Consider the following 24006-nt stretch of genomic DNA (forward strand, 5'->3'; position numbering starts at 1 on the left):
TTCAGTTCGTGGCAACACCCATCAACGACGACAAGACACCGGCGCGGGGCAAGATCCTCGCCGCCGCCCGCACCCTGTTCACCACCGCCGGCTACGCCGCGACCACCATCAAGGCGATCGCGACCGAGGCCGGCGTCGCGGTGCAGACCGTCTACTTCGTGTTCGGGAACAAGCGCAGCGTGCTGGCCGCGCTGCTCGACGTCTCGATCGCGGGCGACGACGAACCGATCGCGACGCTGGACCGGCCGTGGGTGGCCGAGGCGGTCGCCGAGCCGGACCCGATGGCGCAGCTGCGGATCCAGGTCCACGGCGCGCGGCTGATCCTGGATCGGGTGGCCCCGGTGCTCCTCGCGGTGCGCGCGGCGGCGGGCGCGGACCCGGAGGTCGCGCAGCTGTGGCAGACCACCTGCGAGCATCACGAGACGGTGCTGCGGCACCTGGCGACCGCGCTCGCCGGTAAGGTCGACGGCCTCGACGTGGATCGCTGCGTCGACGTCGGGCTCGCACTGCAGAGCCCCGAGACGCACGCCCTGCTCATCGACGAACGGGGCTGGAGCGCAACGGACTACGACGACTGGGTGGTCGAGGCGCTGGCGGCGGCCGCGGGCCTCGGGAACCGGAGTTAGCCGAACAGCTCCCGGATGTCCTCCGCGGACAGCGTCGCGTTGAACGCCCCGCCCTCGTCCACCACGCTGGCGAACAGCTCCGACTTGCGGGCCTGCAGCGCCATCACCTTCTCCTCGATGGTGTCCTTGGCGATCAGCCGGTACACCATCACGTTCCTGGTCTGCCCGATCCGGTGGGTGCGGTCCACGGCCTGCGCCTCGGAGGCCGGGTTCCACCACGGGTCGAGCAGGAAGCAGTAGTCGGCCTCGGTCAGGTTCAGCCCGAAGCCACCCGCCTTGAGGCTGATCAGGAACACCGGCGCGTCGCCGTTCTTGAACTCGCCCAACACCTTCGCGCGATCGCGGGTGCGGCCGTCGAGGTAGGTGTAGCCGACGCCCTCGGCGTCCAGGCGCGTGCGCACCCGGTCCAGGAAGCCGGTGAACTGGCTGAACACCAGCGCGCGGTGGCCGCCCTCGATCACGTCCTCCAGCTGCTCGAGCAGCGCGTCGATCTTCGCCGACGCGATTGACGCGTGCTGCTCGTCGATCAGCGACGCGTCCAGGCTCAGCCGGCGCAGCAGCGTCAGCGACTGCAGGATGGTGAACCGGTTGGCGTCCACGTCCTCGACCAGCCCGAGGATCTTCTGCCGCTCGCGCTGCAGGTGGGTGTCGTAGAGCTTGCGGTGCCGCGGCGACAGCTCCACCTCGAGCACCTGCTCCTGCTTGGCGGGCAGGTCGGAGGCGACCTGTTCCTTGGTGCGGCGCAGGATCAGTGGCTTGATCCGCCGCCGCAGCCGGCCGAGAAGCTCGGCGTCGCCGCCGTTCTCGATCGGGGTGCGGTAGTACTCGGCGAACCTCGTGGGATTCGGGAACAGCCCGGGCGCGGTGATCGACAGCAGCGACCACAGCTCCATCAGGTTGTTCTCCATCGGGGTGCCGGTGATCGCGATCTTCGTCGGCGCCTCGATCCGGCGCATGGTCAGGTACGCCTTGGACCGGTGGTTTTTGACGAACTGCGCCTCGTCGAGCAGCAGCATCGACCAGCGGTGCGACGCGTACTCGTCGTCGTCCAGCCGGGCCAGGGTGTACGAGGTGACCACCACGTCGGCGCCCTCGATCGACTCCACCAGCGGTGCACCGCGTTTCGTCGCAGTCTCGGACATCGCGACCACCCGCAGGTGCGGGGCGAAGCGGGCCGCCTCCGACGCCCAGTTCGAGACCACCGACGTCGGCGCCACGATCAGCACCGGCGGATCGGACGGGTTCGCCTCCCGCGCCTGGCAGATCAGCGCCAGCGACTGCACCGTCTTGCCGAGGCCCATGTCGTCGGCGAGGATGCCGCCGAGGCCGTTGCTCCACAGGAAGTTCAGCCAGCGGAACCCGTCGAGCTGGTACGGCCGCAGCGTCGCCCGCAGCGACGCGGGTGCGTCGAGGGTGGACGACGCCGCCACGTCCAGCAGCCCCTGCACCTGCTCGCGCCAGCGGGCGGCCTGCCGCTCGACCACGCCGAGCGCCGCGAACTCCTCCCACAGCGACACCTGGAACCGGCTCAGCCGCAACCCGTTCGGGTCCTGCTCTTGCAGGTCGCGGGCCTCGGCGATCAGGTCCTTCAGCCGCTGCAGCTCCGGCTTGTCCAGCGAGAGGTACGCGCCGTCGGGCAGCAGCAGGTGCGACTGGCCCGCGGTCAGCGCGGCGAACAGGTCCCGGAACGGCACCGGGGCGTCCTCGACGCGGACCGTGATGGACAGGTCGAACCAGTCGCCGCTGTCGGTGGCGTCGGTGCCGACGCCGATGCTCAGGGTGTCGCCGGCGTCGCGGTAGTCGGCGGCGGTGCCCTCGATGCGGACCTCGACGTCGTCGCGCCCGCGCAGCAGCGGCAGCAGCTCGGTGGTCAGCCGCGCGGTGTCGAGTCCGTCGAGGCTCACCCGCGGCAGCAGCCCGCCGCCGGGGCCGAGCAGCCGGTGCCGCTCGAGCGGCAGGTCCAGCCCGGCGAGCAGGGCCCGTTCCCCGGCCGCGGCGCGGAACGACTCGTCGGCGCCCGGCGCCGCCAGCTCCACCTCGTGGTCGGTGGCGCCGACGGCGTAGCGGAACCGCCAGTGCAGCCTGGCCCGGTGCCCCGCCTGGTACGCGACGTCCAGCAGCAGCGTCGGGCCCTCGATCGTCGGGGCGGTGAACGAGCCGTTGCTTGAGCGGACGCTCGCGGCCCGGCTCAGTCGCGGGTAGTAGGAGGTCGCGAACCGGTCCGCGTCGGACGCGGGCACGGTGATCGAGGCGCCTGCGATCGCCAGCTCCTGCATCGCGCGCGTCGCCGTGCCGGACAGCCGGGCGATCCGGAAGGGCCACTGCGCGGGCGAGGGCGCGCGCGGGTCGTCGGGGCGCAGGTAGATCACGCCGTGCGCGTCCTCGCCGAGGAACCCGAGCACCTGCACGGGGAGGTCGGAATCGTCGGTGCGGACGGTCGGGGTGACGACGAGGTCGCCGCCGGTCTCGTCGATGTCCACGCACAGCTCGGCGGTGCCCGGATGGGGGAGGGCGCCCAGCTCCTTGCTGCCGTAGAGCAGCTCGATGCCCGCCCCGGCGGCCTCGTAGAGCAGCGCCCACAGCCGCGGACTGGTGATCGTGGTCAGGTCGAGGTCCTTCTCGGCGGACCCGTATCCGCTCCGCCTGCGCCCGCCCAGCTGGTGCACCGTGTGCAGCTCGGTCAGCAGGTCCCGGTGCCGGGCGTCCACCTCGTGCATGGTCGGCAGGTTCGCCCAGTTCATGTTCGCGTTGACCCAGCCGGACCTGCCGGGCCGGGCCAGCCTCGCGTTCAGCCGCCAGAACTGTGAGCGGGGGCCCGGGGTCAGCGTCAGCTGCACCGCCAGGGGAACGGTTCCCTCGATGAGTCGGTCGTCGCCGCCGAGGGCGGCGCCCAGCACGTCCTCCCAGGACGGCGGCGCCGCGACGGCCTGCGTCTCCGGCTGGTCGAGGAGGGCGACCGTCAGCGCGACCGAGTGCTTGCAGTTCATCCGGACCGGGCAGCTGCACTCGCCGCGGGCGAACTCGAGCCGCTCGGCGCGCAGGCTGAACACGGCCGACGTCCGGTACAGCTCGGTCCCGTCGACCAGGCCAACCGCCCGCCGCTCGGCGGCGATCCAGTCCAGCTCCAGCACCGAGCCGCCGCGGGCGTAGCGGACCCCGCGGTCGTAGGTGGTCTGCCCGACCGCCCGCACCAGGGTGGTGATGGCGTGGTCGCGGTCGGCGGGCGTGAGCATGGCTAGACGGTAGTCGGTGGGGGAGACAGCGCAGGTCGCGTGCCCGCCCGAATTCCTGTTCGCCGTCCTCGTGTCGTCGCGCCGGCGGGAGTACCGTCAGTCAGCGAGGCGAAACGCGTGCGTCGATGGGGGCGGATCGTGGCTGAACGCATCGGGCTGGTCATAGCGGGAGCGGGCGCACGGGGTGCGTTCGAAGCGGGCGCGATGGCGACGCTGGCGAAACGGATGGCCGCGGACAACACCCCGCCCTCGATCCTGATAGGCACCAGCGCAGGCGCCCTCAATGTGATCGGGCTCGGTGGCTTCTGCGACCTCGGACTGGTGAGGGCGGCGGACGAACTCGTCCGGCGATGGGGTTTCTTGAGGCTGGACGATGTCTTCGGGCCGGTGAACAGCATCGTCGGGAGCGGGCTGCGCTACCTGGCGCAGATCGCCGGAATCCCGGTACGACTGCCGAGCCTGCTGGACACCGAGCCACTGCGGGACACGCTGAAGCGCATGCTGCCGTGGGACAGGCTGCACGAGAACATCGCCGCAGGAACGATCGACGCCGTCGCGGTGACCGCCACGTCCGTGGCGACGCGGGGGACGGTCGTGTTTGTGGAGAGGAACTCGTCCGTGGACCTCCCGCTCTACGACGCGAGCCGCAACATCACGTACGTGGACACGATGCTCACCGTCGACCACGTGCTCGCCTCCGCCGCCGTTCCGGCGCTCTTCCGTCCGGTACACGTCCGAGATTCGCACGGCTGGTCCGGTTGGTACGTCGACGGCGGGTTGCTGCTGAACACGCCCCTCAAGCCCGCGATCGCTCTCGGTGCAGACCGGTTGGGTGTCGTCGCGACGCACCCCAGGACCTGGCGGACCGGGTTGCCGTCCGAGCAGCCCACCCACACCGGGCAACCGGACGTGTTCGGGGCCGCGGCGCTCGCCATGCGCGCCATGCTGGCCGACCGCATGATCGAGGATCTGCGCGCGATCGAACGCCGCAACGAATATGCGCGTGTCTACCCGGGAATCGCTCGCCCGATCAGTTTCACGTTCGCCGGTCCGTCCCTGGACCGGGCGGGTGAGATCGCCGCGCTCGCGGACAGGGTCTTCCGCGAACAATTCGCCTGCCTGCGAGGGACGCAGAACCCGTCGCTGTGGGCGCTGGCCCGGCTGATCGGGGGCGAGGCGGCAGACCGGGGCGACCTGCTCAGCTTCCTCTTCTTCGACCCCGCCTTCGCGCGGGAGGCGGCGGAGCTCGGGCGTGGCGTCGAGCTGGTCGAATCCGGGTAGGACACGTCGCGCACGACCGCGACCTCGCGCTATCGAAGCGTCTTCTCGCAGTGCCCAGCGGGTCATCGGTACGTCGACCCTCACCTAGACGCCCTGCGATCGCTGCTGCACGGTTCGTCCTGTGTCAACCCCTGATGTTTGCATCGAGGGGTAGAGATTTGCACCTTGGGGTGGGTAGTCGAGCTGATGGTTTGGGACGACCCTGGAGCAAAGGAACTTAGCAATGGCAAAGATTCTGGGTAGGCCCAGCGCTTTCGAGGATAACCCCGGCAACACGGTGTGGCTATCGCCCAGGGACGGGCCCGAGAGTTGCGGGAGGACCACCGCATGGGCATGAGCGGTCGAGCACACGGAAACGCACAGCGGCGGGTCGTCGACTATCTTGTCGACTCCGTGACCGCGCTGGGAGTTCGGCACATCTTCGGGGTGGACGGCGCCAATATCGAGGACCTCTACGACGCCATCTTCGATGCCGGCGTGGACGTGACCGGAGTCGTGGCGAAACACGAGTTCTCCGCGGTCACGATGGCCGACGGGTACGCACGCTCGACGAGCGGGCTCGGTGTCGTCGCCGCAACCTCTGGCGGCGGTGCGATGAACCTGGTTGCCGGCCTGGCCGAATCCTTCACCTCACGGGTGCCGGTGTTGGCCGTCGTCGGTCAGCCACCGACGGCGTCGGAGGGCAATGGCGCATTCCAGGATTCCAGCGGCAGGGCCGGATCGATCGACGCGGTGCGGTTGTTCTCCGAAATCTCCCGCTACTGCGCGCGGGTCGAGCGGCCCGAGGACATCGTCGAGCACCTGCAGCGAGCGGTATCCGCCGCCAGGCGCGGGGGTCCGGTGGTGCTGTTGTTGCCCAAAGATGTTCAGCAAGCCACCGTGACCGTGCCCCGGTTCACCCCACCCGCCCGCCGGGTAGTTCACGATCGCATCGGGCTGGCCCGCGTCACCGAGATGATCGCCGCGGCCAGGAGGACCGGAAAGATCGTGCTTGTCGTCGGCGGTCAGGTAGCGCGCAACGACGCCCGCGCGAAGCTGCGCGCACTGGCCGTCGCATTGGACGCGGCGGTCGGGGTGGCACCGGATGCGAAGGATTGCTACACCCCCGACGAACACGGATTCTGCGGTGTCGCGGGCACGATGGGCCACGCCGAACTCGTCGACGCGGTACGGCAATCGGCATTGTGTCTGCTGGTGGGGACCCGGATGCCGATGACCGCGCGGGCCGGCCTCGAAGGGGCGCTGGCCGCGGTGCCTGTGGCCAGCATCGGCGCCGAACCACCGTATCTGCCCACGACACACGCGGTCAGCATGGACCTCGGTTCGACGCTGGCCGACCTCGCGGCGGTGTTCCACCCCGACCGCGAACCGAAACCTGCAGCCCCGCAGGCCCTGACGACGCTGGAGGTGCCCGACTCCTCGGGGCCGGGACTTCGCTACCGAGACGCAGTGGATGCGATCGCCGCGATGCTGCCGTCCGGGTCGGACGTATTCGCCGACGCCGGGAACACGGGCGCGTCCGTCGTGCATCATCTTTCGGTGCCCCGCGGCGGGCGATTCGTGGTCGCCCTCGGGATGGGCGGCATGGGCTATAGCTTCGGCGCCGGGATCGGCTCGGCGTTCACCCGGAACAGAAGGACATTCGTGATCGCCGGCGACGGCGCGTTCTTCATGCACGGCCTGGAGATCCACACCGCGATCGAGCACAACCTGCCGGTGACGTTCATCATTTTCAACAACAATGCGCACGCCATGTGCGTGACCCGCGAGCAACTGTTCTACCGCGATCGATACAGCTTCAACCGATTCCGGCGGACCCTGCTCGGCGAGGGTATCGCGGCGATGTTCCCGACACTGTCGGCATTCGCCGCGCGAAGCGTCGGCGACTTGACCGACTCGCTGGCCCGCAGCGCCCACACCGAGGGTCCGTCGTTCGTTTCGGTGGATTGCGATCCCGACGAGATACCACCCTTCCTGCCGTTCCTGACCAGCCCCTGATCAAAGGAGAACTCGTGACCATCAAAATTCCCGCCCCGACAGGCCTTCCCGCTCTCAGCGACATCACCGAGGACGAGATCCCGGGTGTCCTGCGGATCGAGAATTCCGACAGGGATGCCACCACACCCGTCATCATGGACATGCTGCGGTCGGTGTACCCGCACGAGCAGGTGTTCGGCCGATTCTGCCCGGTCAACGCCTACATCGCGGCGCCGCCACGGCAGGTGTACGAGTACCTTGCGGACACCCGGTGCCTGGAGGAGTGGACCTACAGCCTCCGCGGGTTCACCGGGACCGACGAGCCCGGGCTGTGGGTCTCCCAGGACAGACTCGGCGACCAGACGAAATGCTTCGTGCGCACCGTCGCCGATTCCGACGCGATGACGGTGGACTACCACTGCGCGTGGGACCAGGGCCAACACCTTTGGATGATCTATCTGATGCGGGTGGTCGACGCGGAGGTGGTGCTGAACGCGCCCGGATCGGTGGTGCTGTGGACCAACTGTCGCCACCCGTTCTACGACGAGAACCCCTACCCGGAGACGGCGCCGGCGGACCGCCCGGTGTGGGTCGGCGACTTCTGGGACATGTTCTCCGCCGGGCATCAGTTGGAGATGGACAACCTCAAGGCCATCTGCGAGTACCGCGCCGCCCACGGACTACCGATCAAGCCGGAGTGGATGAAGTGAGCATGACAGTGCACGCACCTGTGACAGCGCCCCTGCCTGCGGTCAGCCTGATCGACGTCGCCAGCTACCTGCCGGAAAATCGTGTTCCCACAGAGTATTTCACCCAGTTCGCCCGCTCGGACCGGATGGCGAAGAATGTCATGTTCCGCTCGCCGAGGTACCGGCACCACGTGGCCCGTGACGAGACGGCGGTCGACATGGTGGAGCGCGCGGTGGCGCCCCTGATCGACAGGCACGGCGCGGACGCGATCTCCAGAGTGGATGTGCTGCTCACCCACACCCAGCTGCCCGACAATCCCGTCCTGGGAAGCGGCCCGGAGGTGGCCCGCCGGTTGGGGCTGCGACCGGACTGGGTGATCGACGTGCACAACAGCGGCTGCGCGTCTTTCGTGCAGATGATGGCGCTGGCCCGGACCATCCTGCACAGCACCGATGCCACCACGGCGTTGATCGCCGCGACCCAGAACTGTGCGGGACAGGTCTTCACTCAGACCGCGATCCGCGGGCTGGCGCACGCCCCGGTCCCCGGCGACGGTTGCGGGGTCGGCCTGCTGACCAAATCCAACGACGCGCCGATCCTGGGCATCGAATGCCGGACCCATCCGGAGTTCGGTGGCGATATGACCTTCGAGGCAGTTCCGGTCTTCGATCGCAAATACTGGGAGCCGGGGCGCGGGCAGGTCTGCGTGGGGTTCACCGAGTCCAAGATCACCAAGGTGTTCGCCCGCGGCAACCGACTGGTGCCGGAGGTCGCGCTGGCGGTCTGCGACCGGATCGGGGTGCAGTCCACCGAGGTCGACACCCTCGTCACCAACCAACCCAACCGGCTGTTCCTGCGGAACTGGCGCGAGGCCATGCAGCTGACCCCCGAGCGGCATCCGGACACCTTCGACGAATGCGGAAACCTGTTCGGCGCCGGCATTCCGGTGACCCTGGACACCGCCAACCGCGACGGGCGCATCGGCAACGGGGCACTGGTGTTGATGGCCGCATTTGCCCACGCAGGCGACTTCGCCGGTGCCGCGGCCGTCCGCTGGGGAGCGGGACCGACGCCATGACCGGCGACCTCGCGAAGATGCCGACGCCGTCGGTGGCGGGTGGCCGGACCTGCCCTGCGCGCTATTTCGAGCTCGGGCTGAGCGAAAACCCGTTCCCGCCGTTGCCATCGGTGCTGGCAGCGCTCCACGAACAGATGGCCCAGGCGAATCGGTACCCGGAGTTTCTACCGCAACGACTGCCGCAGATCATCGCGCAGCGGATCGGCGTGCAGCCGACCCAGGTCGTCGTCGGATCGGGCGCCACCGGAGTGGCGATGCAGATCATGCAGACCACGATCCGCGACGGTGAATCCATGGTGTTCGCGACACCCACGTTCGATGGCTACCCGATCATGGCCGACATGATCGGCATGCGGACAGTGACGGTGCCGCTCGACCGCTGTGGTCGCCAAGACCTTCATGCGATGAGCGAGGCGGTCGACGGTCGCACCGGGCTGGTGGTGCTGTGCCGACCGCACAACCCCACCGGCACCCTGGTCTCCGCGGCCGACCTGGAGATGTTCCTGTCCTCGATTCCCCAGCGGGTGGTGGTGATCCTCGACGAGGCCTACGTCGAGTTCGTTGTCGCCGAAGCGGTCGACGTGCACGAGGTCATCCGCCGTTACCCCAATGTGTTGGTGCTGCGGACATTTTCGAAGGCGTTCGGGCTGGCCGGGTTGCGCATCGGCTACGCATTCGGAGCCGACGACCTGGTGGCGCGCGTGCGACGCCGGCAATTGCCGTTCGGAATGAGCTGCGCGGCGGTGGCGGCGGTGACCGCATCCTATGCGGCCGAGGACGAATTGCAGGCCCGAGTCGCCCGGATCATCGCCGAACGCGAACGGTTGCGAAACCGGCTGCAGCAGCATGGACTTCGGGTGCCGTCCAGTCACGCCAACTTCCTCTACCTGAGCGGTCCGCGTACCGCGGACGCGCTGCAGCGCGCGGGCATAGTGGCCAAGTCCTACCCCGACGGCAGCGCCCGCATCACGGTCGGCGACCCCGCCGCCGGCCGCGCGGTGCTGCGGGCACTGCGGACGATGTGAGCCCGATCGTGTCGATCATGCTTCCGCGCGTTGAGCGCCTGGACCCTCGCTGAGTCAGCTCAGCGCGACCGGGTGGTAGTACAGCGCGGTGTCGGTCTCCTCGACCCGGACGTCGACCATGTCGCCGACGTCGAGGTAGTCGCTGACGTTGATCCGGGCACTCGACCCCACGAGCCTGCGGACCGAGCGCGCCGGGATCAGGCCCTGCCTGCCGTCGAGGGTGACCGCGAGGGCGTAGCGCGGGCCGGTCCTGGTGACCCGCGCGAAGACCGTCGGCTCCTCCGAACCCTCCGGCGCCGTCCCGTCCGCATCGTCGAGCTGCGCCGTCTGCCGGTCCAGCTCGGCCGCGAGCAGGTCGGCCATGTTGTCCACGTTGTCCAGCAGCTGGGCCATCTGCCGCGCCACGTCGCGGTGAAACTCGTTGGGCTTGAGTGCCTTACCCGGCTTGTACATGTCCTCGTGGGTGAGCTCGCCCCACGCGTCCTGCAGCAGTGTCTTCACCTGCACCTCGACCTTGACCCCAAGGTCGCCCTCGTGGGTGGCGACCTTGATCATCAGGACCGCGTGATAGGCCCGGTAGCCGCTGTCCTTGGGATTGGCCACGTAGTCCCGCGGCGGCACCGCCAGGCGCACCGAGCAGGCGGGCGACGTGCAGGCCTCGTATAGCTTCTCGGTGAACGCGGAGAGGTCCCGCGGCGTCTTGCACAGCACCTTGATCCCCACCAGGTCGTGGATGGCGTCCGCGATGTCCTCGGTGGTGGTGGGCCGGGCCATCTGGCCCTCGGCGACCCGGCGCCGGACCTTGTCCGCGGTGCGCTCGCGATCCTTGATCCGGGCCGTCTTGGCGTTGAGCCGGTCGCGGTCGAGGTCCTCGAGCACGTCGTCGGCGAGGGTGTCGAGGAACGTCTGGGCGGTGACCAGCGCCGCGGCCCAGGCGCGTTCGCGCTCGTTGTAGAGCTGGTTGACGAGCGTCGCGACGTTGTCCGACTTCTTCTTGGTGCGCATGATCCGATCCGGGTTCAGGGTGTACGGGTGGGCGTGACGCCCGTCAGCTCGGCTCGTCGAACAGGGTCTGCTCGCCGGGGTCGGTGAACAGTTCCATCTGACGAAGCGGCTTCGGGGTCGGCGCCGGGGGAGGGGTGGTGAACTCCCCGTGGTCGACCTCCATCGGCACGGGGTCGGGCTCCGGGAAGCCCTCCAGCCGCCCGCCGAACCGCGCCGCGAACTCGTCGTCCACGGTCTGCGTGAACGAGAACAGCTGCTCGAGCATGTCGATGAGATGCTGCGGGACATACGGATTCGCGAGCACGGCCGCCCACGCCTCCACGCGGTCCGTCGCCAGGGTGAACTTCAGGTGCGGCCACCGGCGGTTCAGGTCGGCGATCAGTTCGCTGGCCCGGGTCCGGTCGCTGACCTCGCGGACCAGCGGCACCCGGACCTGCACCTCGCCGCCGTCGAGGTGCGGCCCGACGAATCCGACCACACGGCCAAGGGCGAGCATGAAGTCGCTGTGACCGTCGTCGCCGGGCGGCTCGTCGAAGAGGTGGGTCAGCGTCAGCCCGACCAGTTCATAGAGGTGCTCGTCGTCGCGCGGCACCACCGCGGCGCCGAGGTCAAGCGCGAACGACTCCTCGTCGGGCAGGTCCGGCTCGAACTCGAGCGCCTCCAGCGTCCCGACCGCCTCGGTCCGCAGGAAGCTCGGGTGCGGCACGCTCCACGTCTCCCGGAACACGGTGATCGCCATCGCGGCGAGCTGATCGGCCCAGTTCGCGGCCTTGTCGACGAAGAACGCGGGCGATCCCGCGTCCGGCTCGTCCTCGGGTGCGCGAGTCGGGCGATGCCAGCCCAGCTCCACCAGCCGCGCCTCGTCCGCGGGGGACAGCCGGTGCCGGGGATCGAGATACGCGTTGGACGGGACCTCGCATCGCACCTGGTCGCCGCCCCACGCCAGGAACTGCACGCACGGTACGAAGCCCTCCACCGAGGACTCCTCGCCCAGCTCCAACGCGAGGAGGTCGTCGTCGACCATGGCTGCGACATGGTCGGCGAGGACCAACTGGAAGTCGGCCCAGGCCTGCTCGATCCTGTCGTCGAAACTCTCGGTCATCGTTCCCCCTGTCGCGTGTCGTGGAACCCCTGACACCAGCAAACCTATCGCGACGGTCCGACGTTGTCCGGGAGGCGAGCGCGGCGGGGACATCTCGATCCGGCCGCTCGGTGGAACCGATGACCGGGTTGCTGCGTCTATCTAGGGTGGACCGGTATCTATCGGCCGGGAGTGGGGAGTGTCGGGTGCGGGTACGAACACGGGGTCTCGTTGCGTTGGGCGCGGCTTGTGGTGCGTTGATGCTGGTGGGGTGTGGTTCGGAGAGTGTCGCGGGGGAGGCCGAGGCGGTTGGGACTGGAGCTGGTGAGCCGGTGTTCAGTCCGTGTGACGACATCCCGGATGAGGCACTGCGTGCGGTGGGGGTCGATCCGGCCACGGAATCACCCGATGTGATGGGTGTGAAGCAACCTGGATGGAACATCTGCAAGTGGCACGAGGGGAACAAATTCCTGAGTGTGTTCGCGACGAACTACACCCTTGATGACGTTCGCGCCAACAAGAAGAACGAAGAGTTCGTGCCCGTCGATTTGGGTGGGCGGAGTGGCTTCACATATCGGGAAGCGTCGGACGACGAACGACGGAGTTGTGATGTTGCCGTCGAGTCGAGCGGCGGATCGATCTTGGTTTCGGTCGCCTATCTCGGAACTGAGCCGCTCACCGAGGAGCCCTGCTTCGTCGCATCAAGCGCAACTCGTCAATTGGAAGCGCATTTCCCCGCATAGCCCTGCAGGTTTATGGATGGAGATTTATGTCTGAGGCAGCTTCGACCTGGGCTTCGATCGGGTCAGCAGTCGAATCAGGTGACCTGTACCTCGAACGTGGTGTCGCCAATCGGTGTGCGCAGCGGTGCGCTGAGTTCGCCGAGCGGTTGATGGAAATCCAGTCTGAAGGCCGCACGCTCGGGAAGATCGAAGGTTTCGGCGACCGCCTCCAGTCTGGCATCACCCTCGCCACCAAATTCGAGAGGAAGGCAACTGGCGGCGACTACTCGCTCGACCAGGCCATCGCAGACCACATAGCCGTGGTCCAAGAGATGCAGCAGACCTTCGAGAAGATCGAGGCCATGTATGCCGCGTCGGATGATGCTGGTGCACGGGGAATCTCAGTTTCCGGGGCGGCACTCTGAACAGCCTGATTTGGGGCCTGGGGGACCGCGGTGTTCGGCATGTGGAGGGGACAATGGTGGGCTCGGTAGTTGTATTGAATGCGGCACCGGCAGGTGACTGCGCATGACGCTGTTCGTCGATTCCGAGGCACTCGACGGAATCGTGGACTCGCTCGCCCGGTCAGCTGCAGATCTCGACTCGGTCGGCGCCTCGGCACCGACTGTCGTTGACGCTGGGGACGCGACGGCAGCTCTGACGGGGATTTTGGCCCGGATGAGTGAGAGTGCCGGACAACTTGTCGTGGCTCTGGCCGCGGCGAGTGAAGCCGTGGCCGAGGCGAACGCCCGCTATCGAGAACAAGACGTGGCGACCGCCGACGGGTTCAACACGGAATGGGCGGAGTAGCCGATGCCGATTGACACCCGCGTTGACGGGAATCCCGAGAGCATCCGTGCGGCGGCAGCCTGGTTGCGGACCAGTCTGGGGCCGATGGTCGTCTCTGCTGCCGATCAGTTGTACCGCGCGCGAAACACCGCCGACGCCGGATGGGACGGTACTGCCGGCGACGGGTTCAGTACCAGGGCAACTATTTCCGCCGGCAAGGCCGACGAACTGGCGGCCGCAGTCGCTGACCAAGCCCTGGCCTTTGACGAGGCAGCAGCTCAGCTTCAACGTGCACAGGACGACATGCGTGCGGTTCGTACCGCCGCTGCAACTGCCGGACTGGCAGTCGTGGGCGAGCAGATCCAGGAACCTGGCCCGGTGCCCGTCCATCCGGGGCCGCCGCCGAGCGGAGCCGACGCAACAGTGGAAGCCTTGAGCGCTTACACCGCTGCGGTCGGAGCGGTCGAGCGACGCGAGGCCCTGATGCGGGCGTACGACTCGGCCCAGCATGGTGTCGACGCTGCGCGTGAGCTATGGGCGTTCGCGGTGAAAACGGTCAAGAACGTCTGGGCCGACCTGACCAGCAAATGGTTCTTCGTTGTGGGGGATCTCGTCAATGGTGCCGCCGGGGTTCTTGCGGCACGGCATGCCTCAGCGCTATTGAAGAACTCGCAGTTCTTTGCTGGTGAGGCGTCCAAGTACCTCGAGCTCGCACGGACCGCACCCGCCGGAACCCCCGCCTCACAGATCTATCGAGATTTCGATACCTCACGGCTGATGAGCCACACAGCCGATGATGCGGCCGCTGCGGCAGCACGCTCCGAAGCCAGCGCGAGCAAGCTTGGGCTCAAGGCAGGTGGAGTGCTCGCCGCAGCAGGTGTCGCATACGACATTTACAACGGCAAGCCAGCGGGCCAGGCGGTCGTCTCTGGTGCAGCGGGGTTCGGGGCTTCTCTCCTTGCGGGTGCAGGGGCGGGCGCAGTGGTGGGGTCCGTCGTTCCCGGAGTTGGTACGGCAGTCGGCGCCGGCGTCGGGGTGGTCGCCGGATTGTTCACATCTGGAGCAGTGGATTCGTTGTATCAGAACGGCGTTGACGATCTTGATGACGCCGTGGAGTCGGGGGTCGACGCGGTCGCCGACGCCGGAGCCGCTGTCGGTGGGCTGGCGAAGGGGGCGTGGAATGCAGCTTTCTAGAGGCCTGGAGGTCCCATCCGAATGGCCCGCAGCCCGCTACACGATGACCGAGAAGCTTGCGATGGCGATGATGACCGGATTCGGTTTGATCGCCGTTCTCGTCGGCCTGGTTGGTTGGGCCGGAGGGTTCCCCGCAGCTCTGCGGTACTCCTTCGGAATCGCATGTTTGTTCTTCCTTATCGTGGCAACTGGAGTAGCGGTGCGGGATTCGAACCATCGCGATGGTGATATTCGAACCGTCGCGGTCGGGGGCATTCCAGCGACCGAGCTGCGGCAGTCCCGGCGGCTGTGGGTTCGGCTCGTCGCGTTGATGACATGCTTGACCACCCTGAGCCTCGGTGGCGCCATCGAGATTTACCTCAATGTGCCGAGCTCGTTCGTTCCCGGAGCCGCGGTGGTGTTCGGGTTGTTCGGGATCTTCCTCGCGACCTTTCTGGTTGTGGTTGCAGCCCGGCTTTTGCGCCCCGGTTACATCCAGTTGACGAGTGACGGGATTCGCCATCGCGGCTGGAGCTTCGAGTCCTATCTGCCGTGGGAGGCGGTGGCCGGAGCGAAAGCCGCTTACAACGGGTATCGGATGGTTCTGGTCATCGGGTATGCGAACGCAGCGTGGGAACGCCGCTACCGGACCCCGATTTGGAGAATTGACCGGCTGCCACCGGTTCCCATGATCGAGGTGGACTGCCGCAAGTTCGCGATCGACGAGGTGCTGATGTTCCATCTCGTCACGCACTATGCGAACAATGCAGACACGAGGGCGGAGCTGGGCACGGAGGCGGCCGTCGGGCGCGCGCGGACCCGTGACTATCCGGAAGCGGCCTAGACGGCGAGGTGGGCCTCGGGGAGCGTTCTCGGTGCGCTGACCCGCGGAACCGGGGAGCCGGTTGGTGCGTCTATCTAGGGTGGACCGGTATCGATCGGCCGGGAGTGGGGAGTGTCGGGTGAGGGTGCAGTTGCGGGGTCTGGTCGGGGTCGGACTGGTATCTGGTGCGTTGGTGCTGGGTGGGTGTGGTTCGGAGACCGTGGCGGGGGAGGCCGAGGCGGTGGGGACTGGGGCCGGGGAGCCGGTGTTCAGTCCGTGCGATGACATTTCTGACGATGCGTTGCGTGCTGTTGAGATGGACCCGACCACCGAGTCCCGCGACATTATCGGCGTCAAGCAGCCGGGTTGGAATGTGTGCAGTTGGGCTGGACCGGCCTATGACCTCACCCTGTTTGCAACTACGCGCACGATCGACGAGGTTCGGTCGAACAGGAAGAACACGAAGTTCGAGGACGTGGACATAGGTGGTCGTCCGGGGGTTTCCTATCGGGAAGTGTCTGACACCGAAGGTCGACGATGCGATGTCGCTCTCGAGTCTCGAGGGGGCGCTGCACTTATTCGGATCAGCTATCTCGGCGTCGATCCCGTGGTTGAAGAGCCGTGTGCGGTGGCGGTAAGCGTGGCCCACGATCTCGCACCGCAAATCCCGTCGTAGTAGCTGATTCGAAGAAACTGAGGAATCGCCATGTCAGATCAGGGAATTTCAGATTTTCGTGGGCTGGGCGCCGCGGTAGATAGTGGCACTTTGTACCTCGAGCCAAAGGTCGCACAGCGCTGCGGCCAGCGGTGCGCCGACTTCGTCTCGCAGTTGAAGGAATTGCAGAAGGGCGCGCAGTCGCTCTCGACGATAGATGGCTTCGGCGACCGCCTCAAATCCGGCGTCGACCTTGCTACCAAATTCGAGAAGAAGGCCGTCGGCGGCGACTACTCCCTCGACCAGGCGCTCTCCGATCACATCGCGGTGGTCCAGGAGATGCAGCAGCTATTCGAGAAGATCGAGGCCATGTACGCGGCCTCGGAGGAACGCAACCGCGCAGGCATCGACAACGCCGGCGCCCCGCTCTGACCGGACGACCTACTTGAGCATCGCGCCCGGGTTCAGGATCCCGTCCGGATCCAGCGCGGTCTTGATCCGCCGGTTCAGCTCCATCACGTCCTCGCCCAGCTGACTCGGCAGCCAGTCCCGCTTGAGCCGACCCACGCCGTGCTCACCGGTGATGGTGCCGCCCAACGCGATCGCCAGGTCCATCACCAGACCGAAGGCGCGCTGCGCCCGGTCGGTCTCGTCGGGGTCTGTGGGGTCGAACACGATCAGCGGATGCGTGTTCCCGTCGCCCGCGTGCGCGACCACGCAGATCAGCACGTCGCAGTCCTCGGCGATCTGCTCGACGCCGGTGATCAGGCGTGGCAGCGCGTCCATCGGCACGCCGACGTCCTCGAGCAGCAGGCTCCCCAGCGCCTGCACGGCAGGGAACACCGACCGCCTGGCCACCGTGAACGCCTCGCCCTCGGCGGGGTCGTCGGTGGCGAACACCTCGGTGGCGCCGTGCTTTTCGCAGGCCGCGACCATCGCCGCGATCTCCTCGGCGGCCACCGCGCCCGGCGCGTCGGACTGCGCGAGCAGCAGCGCCCGCGCATTCCGGTCGAGGCCCATGTGCACGGAGTCCTCGACCGCGTTGATGCTGGCGTGGTCCATGAACTCGAGCATCGCCGGCCGCAGGTTCCTGGTGATCGCGAGGACCGCGTCGGCCGCGTCCTGCACCGACCCGAAGGATGCGACCACGGTCGACGCGGGCGGCTGCGCGGGGATCAGCCGCAGGGTCAGCTCGGTGATGATCCCGAGGGTGCCCTCGCTGCCGACGAACAGCTTCGTGAGCGAGAGCCCGGCGACGTCCTTGAGGCGCGGGCCGCCGAGCCGCACGGCGGTGCCGTCGGCCAACACCACCTGCATGCCGAGGACGTAATCGGTGGTGACGCCGTACTTCACGCAGCACAGGCCGCCCGCGTTGGTCGCGGCGTTGCCGCCGATGGAACAGATCTCGAACGAGGACGGGTCCGGGGGATACCAGAGCCCGTGCTCGGCGGCGGCCTTCTTCACCTCCGCGTTGAACAGGCCCGGCTGCGCGACGGCGATCCGGGTGACCGGGTCGACGCTGATCTGCCGCATCCGCTCGGTGGTGAGCACGAGTCCACCGTTGACCGCGGTCGAGCCGCCGGACAGCCCGGATCCGGCGCCCCGCGGCACCACGGGCACCCTGTGCGCCGACGCCCACCGCATCACCGCCTGCACGTCCTCGGTGCAGGTCGCGCGGACCACCGCCAGCGGGCGCCCGGCGTTCGGGTCCGCCGCCCAGTCCTGGCGGTAGCCCTCGGTCAGGTCCGGGTCGGTGAGCACCGCTCCGTCGGGCAGCGCGGCGACGAGTTCGGAGAGGTCGGCGGTCGACATGACACCCATCATGCTCCGAAACCGGCCGACGTCGTCGGAGGTTTCCGACTCAGCGGGCAACGGCCGCATTCAGGCGTGCGGGCGCCTACCCGCCCGCGACCACCGCGGTCACCTCGAGCTGATTGACCTCCGGCCCGGTCTTCGCGCACCCGGTCCCCGGCAACGGCAGGAACAGCGACGCGTAGGCGTTCGGTGGGAACACCCGCAGCCCGGCGACCGGGGTCGGGTCGCACAGTTCGGGCGGGTAGTTGGCGACCTGGATCGCCCGCACCTGCGCGGTCGCCTTGCCGTCCGATGCCAGCTCGACCTTTCCCTGGCTCGCGCCGGATCGTGTCGCCGGCGCACCCACCTCGGGGCCGTGCTCCTCCGCCACATAGGAGACGCCGGGGAAGCCGTCCAGCAGACACGTGCGTCCACCGGTGTTGGTGAACACCAGCGGGATGATCGTCGAGCCCGCGGCGCCCTCGGGCTGGCCCGCGGTGAGCATCAGCTCGGTGGCGGCGCAGGTGTTCGGATCGTCCGGCGCGGTCGTCGGGGGCGGGGGACCGGCGGCGGTGGTCTCCACGGCAGGCGCCTCGGTGGTGATCGGGGTGGTGGACGGCGGGGGTGCGGCCGTCGGATTGCCCTCGGTGTCGGAGTTGCTACACGCGGCCAGCGTCAACGCAGTGGTGGCGAGCAGTACGGCGGCTATCCGGGTACGGATCATGACATCCCCTCCGCTTCGGCATCGGACATCACAAATGCTAGTGCCTTGATCGATCTTCGATGGATTGCTCCGATTCCCATGCTTCGAACATGTGTTCTAGTAGGCTTCGAATATGGATCTGAACGAGATGCTCATCGGGCCACTGGATGTGGCCGCATGGCAGCTCGCCGATGCCGAACTCCTGCGGCTGATTCCCGCGCTCTCGCTGCGGATGCGGCAGCTCGAGGCGCTGCGGGTGCGCCTGATGCATCAGGTCGACCAGCGCTGTGTGGCTGAACAGGTCGGGGCCTCATCGCCCGGCAACTGGCTCGCCGGCGCGTCCACCATGATACCGGGCCAGGCGAACAAGATCGTCCGGCTCGGGCGGGGGCTGGCGGAGCATCCGGAGGTTGCCGCCTCCTTTGATGCAGGCAGGATCGACTACGACCAGGTCCGCGTGATCGTCGAACTCCTCGCGAAGGTCCCGGACGGAGACGACCCGGCAGGCCTGAACGCTGCCGCGAAGGCTGGGGAGAGCTCCGGCGAACCCGATGACACCAAAACCGAAGGTGACGGGGATGCCGGCCCGAACGGTGACGATGGCGAAGGCGATGCGCACCGCGCCGACGGAGATGGCGCCGAGGCCGCTGACGAGCCGGACATCGAGTCGGTGATCTTCGGGCCCGACGTCACACGGTCCGAGGCCTGCGCCCGCTACCTGCTCTACGCAGCCCGCACCGAAGACTCCACGACCCTCGCCCGCCGCGCGAAGGCACTCGACGTGATCCTCAACGGGGACAAGAAGAAGTCTGATTCCGAGAACGCCGAACTCAACGAGTTCTACGCGTCCCCCGGACTCGGCGGACGCGTCCACGTCAAGGGACATTTCGACGCCGCGTCCGGCGAATCGCTCCTCACCGCCCTGTCGGCCCTGTCCAAGCCCCGCCCCGGAACCGACAACCGCGACGGACAAACCGGCAAAGACCAACGCACCCCCGCCCAACGCCGCGCCGACGCCCTCACCCACATCGTCGGCTCATACCTGAACTCCGGACAGGCACCCACCGAAGGCGGCGAACGCCCCCACATCAACGTCTTCGTCGACGCCGACGACCTCGCCTCCACCACCGACAACCACCACCAACGGGACCACACCCAGGGCCGACGGCGAGGACCCGCTTGGATGCCCTGGCTCGGACCCATCACCCTCGACCTCGCCGCCCAAATCGCCTGCGACGCCGACATCACCCCCATCACCATGGACTCCAACGGCAACCCCCTCGACGTCGGACGCACCACCCGCCTCATCCCCCGCAAACTCCGCCGCGCCCTGAACTCGCGTGACTGCGGCTGCGCCTTCCCCGGCTGCGGACGACCCGCCGCCTGGACCGAAGGCCACCACATCCAGCACTGGTCCAACGGCGGGCCAACCAACCTGTCAAACCTGGTGCTGCTCTGCCGCTTCCACCACACCACCATCCACCGCGGCGACTGGACCGTCCACATCAGCAAAGACGACGGCCACCCCTGGTTCACCCCACCACCATGGATCGACCCCCACCGAAAACCACTGCCGGCACACAACCGGCGCAACCAACTCCCCTTCGCCGCCTGAAGCGAAACCCACAGGGCACCGCCCGACACCACCCAGAAGCGGGCGGCGTCGGCGCGGTGCCCGCCGCGCGTTCGGGGGGAGTGATGGCGGCCTCGCCGTCGAGTTGACCGCCTGGATGCAGACCTTCGCCCTCGCCGAGACCGAAGCCCCGCAATGGGATCCGAAAAAGTTACGACTGTGGCAGTTTTCGATCGCGGATGGATCGTCCGACATGCCCGGCGAACCCACCTGAGACGGTCTGCGTACGTACCGTAGCGACACCTGATCGAGGCCGCCCTTGCCAGGATCGGCGCTTGTTCCGTCCCAGCCTGACTAGTTTGAACCGGCCCTTACAGACCGACACGGATATCACTGGAACTCGTGGAACGCGGTCGTCAAACCCGGCTACTTCGGGTGTGTGATCGGCTCACCTCACACGCTGTAGCGGCGAGGGTCGGCGATCGGATGAGACTCGACCCACTCCGAGGTGCGGGCGAGCCCGTCGCGCAGGGAGACCTGCGGGCTCCAGTCCGTCAGTTCCCGCACCCGGCTGTTGTCGGACATCAGTCGATGGACCTCGCTCCCCGCGGGGCGTTGACGCGAGTCCTCCGTGGTGATCGTTGCGGAGGAACCCGTGATCTCGATGAGTAGACCGATCAGGTCGCGGATCGAGATCTCCTTGCCGGTACCGAGATTCATCGTCCGTCCGAGAGTCCGCTCGGACTCCGCGATCGCCATGAAGCCGCGAGCGGTGTCCTCGACATAGGTGAAGTCCCGAGTCGGGGTCAGCGCGCCGACCGCGATCTCGTCCGCGCCGGAATGCAGCTGGTGCAGGATCGCGGGAATCACGGCGCGCGTCGATTGCCTCGGGCCGAAGGTGTTGAACGGACGACAGACCGAGACCGGCGTGTCGAACGAGTGAAAATGCGACAGCGCGACCATGTCCGCGGCGATCTTCGATGCGGAGTAGGGCGACTGGGGTTGCAGCGGGTGCGTCTCGGAAATGGGCACCTCTCTCGCGGTTCCGTATACCTCGCTCGTCGACGTGTGGACAACCCTTCGCACATCGCGTCGCCGCGCGGCATCGACGATGTTCTGGGTGCCCAGCACATTCGTCTCGAGATATGTCAGGGGAGCCTGGTAGCTGTAGGGGATTCCGATCAGCGCAGCGAGGTGGAAAATGGTGTCGACACCCTCCGCGGCATCGAGAACTTGTCCGCTGTCGCGGACATCTCCCGCGATCAGCTCGATGTCATTCAGGCGTTCCGACAAGAAGCCTGCCGACGCGTAGGGCTTGTAGTGCGCCAGAACTCGTACCTGCGCGCCCTGCGCGAGCAATTGTTCGACCAGGCTGCTGCCGATGAAGCCCTCACCGCCGGTGACCAAGACTTTTCTGCCGGACCAGAATTCATTCACGGATAGACCCTTCGTTTGATGTGCTCATGCGATTGATGGGTTCATGCGTTGACGGCGTCATATGCCGCGGACTTGTGGCCGCCGAGCTGCCGGAGCCAGTTCGCCACCGTCTGCGCGGAATCGTTCGGTCTCGGTTGGGCGGTGTCCGCGATCGTCGCGCGCTCAGTGGTGTCGCCGAGAAGGTCGTCGATCGACCGCGCGAGGCTTGCCGGGCTCAGGTCACCGTCTGCCAGCATCCTGGCGGCGCCGCGGGTCACGAGCGCTTGCGCGTTGTGTCGCTGATGGTCACCGGGTGCGTGTGGGTACGGCACGAGGACGCTGGGCACGCCGACATGGGACAGCTCGGCGACCGTGATCGCGCCCGCCCGTCCGACAAAGGCGTCGGCGCCCGCGTACACCAGGTCCATCCTGTCCAGATAGGGCAGCACCAGCACGTTTCCGAGGTCTCTGACCGCGGATGACGCGTCGGCGAAGTGCTCGGGCCCCGTCTTCACGACCAGGCGGACGTCGTCGCGGTCGCGCCACTCGCGCGCCAGCGACAGTGCGGTATCGGTCAGGCTGCGAGATCCGAGGCTGCCGCCACAGACGATGACGAGTTTCTGGTCCGGCCGAGCACCGAAGACGGTGCGGGCCTGATCTCGAAGCGCCCACTTGTCGAGTCTCGCGATCTCGCGCATCAGCGGTGTGCCGACCACCCGAACCTCGTTGCGGGTGAATGCCCGCGTCGTCTCCGGGAATGCGACTGCCACCCGGGACGACAAGAGTGCGCCCAGGCGGTTCGCTCGTCCCGGTACGGCGTTGGATTCATGGATCAGCGTCGGTATGCCCGCGAGGCGGGCGCCCAGCACAATCGGCAGACTCGGATATCCACCGGTGCCGAAGACGACATCGATACCGAGTTCACGGATCTGCCGTGCACAGTGCACGCTGGCGCGTCGGAGTCGGGCCGCTGCCCTCCCACTGCCGCGCACGCCGGTCAGTCCATAGACCTCAGAAGTATGAAGTCGGTAGCCCGCCGCGGGCACGAGTGTTTCTTCGAGTCTGCCTTTGGCGCCAAAGAATTCGATCTGAATATCAGCGTGTTCGCGCAGGGCCTCGGCGACGGCAAGGCCCGGATAAATATGTCCACCGGTGCCGCCCGCGCCAATGGCGACGCGAAGCGCCGGTCGCGGTTCGAATGTCATATCCACACTGTGCGTGACCGAGATTAGAGCTCCGTTAGACCCCGAAACGGGCTGGCAGCGGGCATCGCATCCGGGCTGAACAGCGGAAACGCCCGGTGGCCTGGAAATTCCATGCCACCGGGCGCTTCTCGAAACGAATGGACAGTCTCACCACGCGTTCAATGTGTTCAGAATCTGTGTGCGTGCCTTCCACAATTCCGCGGACCAGTAGGGCCACGAATGGGTGCCGTGGGCCGGGAAACTGAAGGTGGCCGGGATGCCGAGGGAGCCGAGGCGGACCTGGAACGCACGGGTGTTGGCGAGGGAGAGCGCCTCGAGCGCCATGCCCGTCGCCGTGTTGAAGTAGTCGATCGGAGCCTGCGGCTGGTCGAAATGGCCCGGGAGACCGCTCGCCGCATAGACATACATGGACAGGCCGGCCAGTTGTGGAGCCACGACGAACGGGTCGTTGCGCAACCACAGGGGCGACCACGGCGGCCCCCACATGGAATCGACGTTGTAGCGACCGGCGTCGAGCATCGAAACGCGGATGGCCTCACGCATGCCCGGTGCGGACAGGTTGAGGTAGCCCGAAAGGGAGCCGGCGAACTTGAACTGGTCGCGATGGTGCGCGGCCAGCGTCATCGCTGCGGATCCGCCCATCGACAAGCCGAGGACACCGTTGTTGTGGCGGGAGACTCCGCGCGTCTCGAGGTAGTTCGGCAGGTCGCGGGTGAGGAAGGTCTCCCACTTGTAGGTGGTCTGCTGTCCGTTGAAGTTCGACGGAGCCATCCAGTCTGTGTAGAAGCTGGACTCGCCACCGACCGGCATCACGACGGTGATGTTGTCGTTGCGGAACTGATCGAGCGCGTTGGTCTCGAATGACCAGGCGTTCCGGTCATTTCGCGCCCGGAGACCGTCGAGCAGGTACAGCGCGGCATTGCCCCCACGGGAGGCCCACTGGATCTGCACCTTGATCGGGCCCATTTCCGAGGGGACCCACACCTCCTCGTACCCGCCCCAGGGCGCGCGGTGCGCGGGCGCGGCGCCCGCGGTCGCCTGACCCGAGATCCCCGCGAGCATCGCGCACGCGAGCAGTGCCGCTGTGGCGGTGAGCAGGCGTTGGAGAAGTCGGTTGGTCCATCGTGGTCTGGCAAAGCTCATCAAAACTACTGGGT

General features: G+C 67.4%; 22 protein-coding genes and 1 pseudogene. 14 read left to right on the plus strand and 9 right to left on the minus strand.

Features of this window, described 5'->3' with window-relative positions; all coding sequences use genetic code 11:
- Positions 1–8: 8 nt before the first annotated feature.
- Positions 9–626, plus strand: a complete 618-nt coding sequence (locus ACWFRB_RS02960) for a TetR/AcrR family transcriptional regulator (RefSeq protein WP_452638722.1) — start codon at positions 9–11, stop codon at positions 624–626.
- On the opposite strand, the gene ACWFRB_RS02965 is transcribed toward ACWFRB_RS02960, so the two are convergent.
- Positions 623–3859: a DEAD/DEAH box helicase gene (locus tag ACWFRB_RS02965; RefSeq protein ID WP_452638723.1), complete on the minus strand. Its 3237-nt coding sequence runs from the start codon at positions 3857–3859 to the stop codon at positions 623–625. The genes ACWFRB_RS02960 and ACWFRB_RS02965 overlap by 4 nt on opposite strands.
- Before the next feature lie 138 nt (positions 3860–3997).
- On the opposite strand from ACWFRB_RS02965, the gene ACWFRB_RS02970 reads away from it, so the two are divergent.
- From ACWFRB_RS02970 to ACWFRB_RS02990, 5 genes are all read left to right on the plus strand, one after another.
- Positions 3998–5140 (plus strand): patatin-like phospholipase family protein, encoded by a 1143-nt coding sequence (locus tag ACWFRB_RS02970; protein ID WP_452638725.1) that lies wholly within the window; start codon positions 3998–4000, stop codon positions 5138–5140.
- 327 nt (positions 5141–5467) lie between these two features.
- Positions 5468–7138, plus strand: coding sequence for a thiamine pyrophosphate-binding protein (locus ACWFRB_RS02975; RefSeq protein ID WP_452638727.1), 1671 nt, complete (start codon positions 5468–5470; stop codon positions 7136–7138).
- A 14-nt stretch (positions 7139–7152) separates the two neighbouring features.
- The gene (locus tag ACWFRB_RS02980) at positions 7153–7827 is read left to right on the plus strand and encodes an SRPBCC family protein (protein ID WP_452638729.1); all 675 of its coding nucleotides are present in this window, start codon (positions 7153–7155) and stop codon (positions 7825–7827) included.
- 2 nt (positions 7828–7829) lie between these two features.
- Complete coding sequence (locus ACWFRB_RS02985; protein WP_452638730.1) at positions 7830–8885, plus strand: 3-oxoacyl-ACP synthase III family protein; 1056 nt, start codon at positions 7830–7832, stop codon at positions 8883–8885.
- A gap of 17 nt (positions 8886–8902) precedes the next feature.
- Complete coding sequence (locus ACWFRB_RS02990) at positions 8903–9910, plus strand: pyridoxal phosphate-dependent aminotransferase (RefSeq protein WP_452638828.1); 1008 nt, start codon at positions 8903–8905, stop codon at positions 9908–9910.
- Between the two features lie 54 nt (positions 9911–9964).
- Here the strand turns inward: ACWFRB_RS02990 and ACWFRB_RS02995 are convergent, their stop codons facing one another.
- Both ACWFRB_RS02995 and ACWFRB_RS03000 read right to left on the minus strand, forming a co-directional pair.
- Complete coding sequence (locus ACWFRB_RS02995; RefSeq protein WP_452638732.1) at positions 9965–10915, minus strand: GTP pyrophosphokinase; 951 nt, start codon at positions 10913–10915, stop codon at positions 9965–9967.
- A gap of 43 nt (positions 10916–10958) precedes the next feature.
- Positions 10959–12017: a TY-Chap domain-containing protein gene (locus tag ACWFRB_RS03000; RefSeq protein ID WP_452638734.1), complete on the minus strand. Its 1059-nt coding sequence runs from the start codon at positions 12015–12017 to the stop codon at positions 10959–10961.
- Between the two features lie 239 nt (positions 12018–12256).
- Between ACWFRB_RS03000 and ACWFRB_RS03005 the strand changes: the two genes are divergently transcribed.
- The 7 genes from ACWFRB_RS03005 to ACWFRB_RS03035 all read left to right on the plus strand — a co-directional run bounded on the left by ACWFRB_RS03005 (position 12257) and on the right by ACWFRB_RS03035 (position 16590).
- Positions 12257–12739: a DUF3558 domain-containing protein gene (locus ACWFRB_RS03005; RefSeq protein ID WP_452638736.1), complete on the plus strand. Its 483-nt coding sequence runs from the start codon at positions 12257–12259 to the stop codon at positions 12737–12739.
- A 26-nt stretch (positions 12740–12765) separates the two neighbouring features.
- Positions 12766–13143: a hypothetical protein gene (locus tag ACWFRB_RS03010; protein ID WP_452638737.1), complete on the plus strand. Its 378-nt coding sequence runs from the start codon at positions 12766–12768 to the stop codon at positions 13141–13143.
- A gap of 103 nt (positions 13144–13246) precedes the next feature.
- Positions 13247–13528 (plus strand): hypothetical protein, encoded by a 282-nt coding sequence (locus ACWFRB_RS03015; RefSeq protein WP_452638739.1) that lies wholly within the window; start codon positions 13247–13249, stop codon positions 13526–13528.
- A gap of 3 nt (positions 13529–13531) precedes the next feature.
- Positions 13532–14701 carry a hypothetical protein gene (locus tag ACWFRB_RS03020; RefSeq protein ID WP_452638740.1) on the plus strand — a complete coding sequence of 390 codons (1170 nt, stop codon included), beginning with the start codon at positions 13532–13534 and terminating at the stop codon, positions 14699–14701.
- Positions 14702–14744: 43 nt separating this feature from the next.
- Positions 14745–15524: a hypothetical protein gene (locus tag ACWFRB_RS03025; protein ID WP_452638742.1), complete on the plus strand. Its 780-nt coding sequence runs from the start codon at positions 14745–14747 to the stop codon at positions 15522–15524.
- Positions 15525–15642: 118 nt separating this feature from the next.
- On the plus strand, positions 15643–16179 hold the full coding sequence (locus ACWFRB_RS03030) for a DUF3558 domain-containing protein (protein ID WP_452638743.1): 537 nt from the start codon (positions 15643–15645) through the stop codon (positions 16177–16179).
- A gap of 30 nt (positions 16180–16209) precedes the next feature.
- A complete protein-coding gene (locus ACWFRB_RS03035) occupies positions 16210–16590 on the plus strand; it encodes a hypothetical protein (protein ID WP_452638745.1) in 381 nt (126 codons plus the stop codon).
- A 9-nt stretch (positions 16591–16599) separates the two neighbouring features.
- On the opposite strand, the gene ACWFRB_RS03040 is transcribed toward ACWFRB_RS03035, so the two are convergent.
- Together ACWFRB_RS03040 and ACWFRB_RS03045 are read right to left on the minus strand one after the other, a co-directional pair.
- Positions 16600–17979: an FAD-binding oxidoreductase gene (locus ACWFRB_RS03040; RefSeq protein ID WP_452638746.1), complete on the minus strand. Its 1380-nt coding sequence runs from the start codon at positions 17977–17979 to the stop codon at positions 16600–16602.
- Between the two features lie 76 nt (positions 17980–18055).
- On the minus strand, positions 18056–18676 hold the full coding sequence (locus tag ACWFRB_RS03045; protein ID WP_452638748.1) for a DUF4232 domain-containing protein: 621 nt from the start codon (positions 18674–18676) through the stop codon (positions 18056–18058).
- A 112-nt stretch (positions 18677–18788) separates the two neighbouring features.
- On the opposite strand from ACWFRB_RS03045, the gene ACWFRB_RS03050 reads away from it, so the two are divergent.
- Entirely contained in the window at positions 18789–20270 is a 1482-nt protein-coding gene (locus tag ACWFRB_RS03050) for a DUF222 domain-containing protein (protein ID WP_452638749.1), read from the plus strand.
- A gap of 411 nt (positions 20271–20681) precedes the next feature.
- On the opposite strand, the gene ACWFRB_RS03055 is transcribed toward ACWFRB_RS03050, so the two are convergent.
- The 4 genes and pseudogenes from ACWFRB_RS03055 to ACWFRB_RS03070 all read right to left on the minus strand — a co-directional run bounded on the left by ACWFRB_RS03055 (position 20682) and on the right by ACWFRB_RS03070 (position 23992).
- A complete protein-coding gene (locus ACWFRB_RS03055; protein WP_452638750.1) occupies positions 20682–21665 on the minus strand; it encodes a GDP-mannose 4,6-dehydratase in 984 nt (327 codons plus the stop codon).
- Positions 21666–21706: 41 nt separating this feature from the next.
- On the minus strand, positions 21707–22414 hold the full coding sequence (locus ACWFRB_RS03060; protein ID WP_452638829.1) for a UDP-N-acetylglucosamine--N-acetylmuramyl-(pentapeptide) pyrophosphoryl-undecaprenol N-acetylglucosamine transferase: 708 nt from the start codon (positions 22412–22414) through the stop codon (positions 21707–21709).
- 57 nt (positions 22415–22471) lie between these two features.
- A pseudogene (locus tag ACWFRB_RS03065) lies at positions 22472–22849 on the minus strand (UDP-N-acetylglucosamine--N-acetylmuramyl-(pentapeptide) pyrophosphoryl-undecaprenol N-acetylglucosamine transferase); the annotation flags it as partial.
- 147 nt (positions 22850–22996) lie between these two features.
- Positions 22997–23992, minus strand: a complete 996-nt coding sequence (locus ACWFRB_RS03070; RefSeq protein ID WP_452638752.1) for an alpha/beta hydrolase — start codon at positions 23990–23992, stop codon at positions 22997–22999.
- Between the last annotated feature and the right edge of the window lie 14 nt (positions 23993–24006).

The sequence above is a fragment of the Rhodococcus sp. NPDC055112 genome (assembly GCF_053607505.1).

What these genes read in the sequence shown, in the direction of transcription:
- ACWFRB_RS02965 (WP_452638723.1), bottom strand. Translation starts at nt 3,859, where the DNA reads ATGCTCACGCCCGCCGACCGCGACCACGCCATCACCACCCTGGTGCGG.
- ACWFRB_RS02975 (WP_452638727.1), top strand. Translation starts at nt 5,468, where the DNA reads ATGGGCATGAGCGGTCGAGCACACGGAAACGCACAGCGGCGGGTCGTC.
- ACWFRB_RS02985 (WP_452638730.1), top strand. Translation starts at nt 7,830, where the DNA reads ATGACAGTGCACGCACCTGTGACAGCGCCCCTGCCTGCGGTCAGCCTG.
- ACWFRB_RS02990 (WP_452638828.1), top strand. Translation starts at nt 8,903, where the DNA reads ATGCCGACGCCGTCGGTGGCGGGTGGCCGGACCTGCCCTGCGCGCTAT.
- ACWFRB_RS02995 (WP_452638732.1), bottom strand. Translation starts at nt 10,915, where the DNA reads ATGCGCACCAAGAAGAAGTCGGACAACGTCGCGACGCTCGTCAACCAG.
- ACWFRB_RS03000 (WP_452638734.1), bottom strand. Translation starts at nt 12,017, where the DNA reads ATGACCGAGAGTTTCGACGACAGGATCGAGCAGGCCTGGGCCGACTTC.
- ACWFRB_RS03005 (WP_452638736.1), top strand. Translation starts at nt 12,257, where the DNA reads ATGCTGGTGGGGTGTGGTTCGGAGAGTGTCGCGGGGGAGGCCGAGGCG.
- ACWFRB_RS03010 (WP_452638737.1), top strand. Translation starts at nt 12,766, where the DNA reads ATGTCTGAGGCAGCTTCGACCTGGGCTTCGATCGGGTCAGCAGTCGAA.
- ACWFRB_RS03015 (WP_452638739.1), top strand. Translation starts at nt 13,247, where the DNA reads ATGACGCTGTTCGTCGATTCCGAGGCACTCGACGGAATCGTGGACTCG.
- ACWFRB_RS03020 (WP_452638740.1), top strand. Translation starts at nt 13,532, where the DNA reads ATGCCGATTGACACCCGCGTTGACGGGAATCCCGAGAGCATCCGTGCG.
- ACWFRB_RS03025 (WP_452638742.1), top strand. Translation starts at nt 14,745, where the DNA reads ATGACCGAGAAGCTTGCGATGGCGATGATGACCGGATTCGGTTTGATC.
- ACWFRB_RS03035 (WP_452638745.1), top strand. Translation starts at nt 16,210, where the DNA reads ATGTCAGATCAGGGAATTTCAGATTTTCGTGGGCTGGGCGCCGCGGTA.
- ACWFRB_RS03040 (WP_452638746.1), bottom strand. Translation starts at nt 17,979, where the DNA reads ATGGGTGTCATGTCGACCGCCGACCTCTCCGAACTCGTCGCCGCGCTG.
- ACWFRB_RS03045 (WP_452638748.1), bottom strand. Translation starts at nt 18,676, where the DNA reads ATGATCCGTACCCGGATAGCCGCCGTACTGCTCGCCACCACTGCGTTG.
- ACWFRB_RS03050 (WP_452638749.1), top strand. Translation starts at nt 18,789, where the DNA reads ATGGATCTGAACGAGATGCTCATCGGGCCACTGGATGTGGCCGCATGG.
- ACWFRB_RS03070 (WP_452638752.1), bottom strand. Translation starts at nt 23,992, where the DNA reads ATGAGCTTTGCCAGACCACGATGGACCAACCGACTTCTCCAACGCCTG.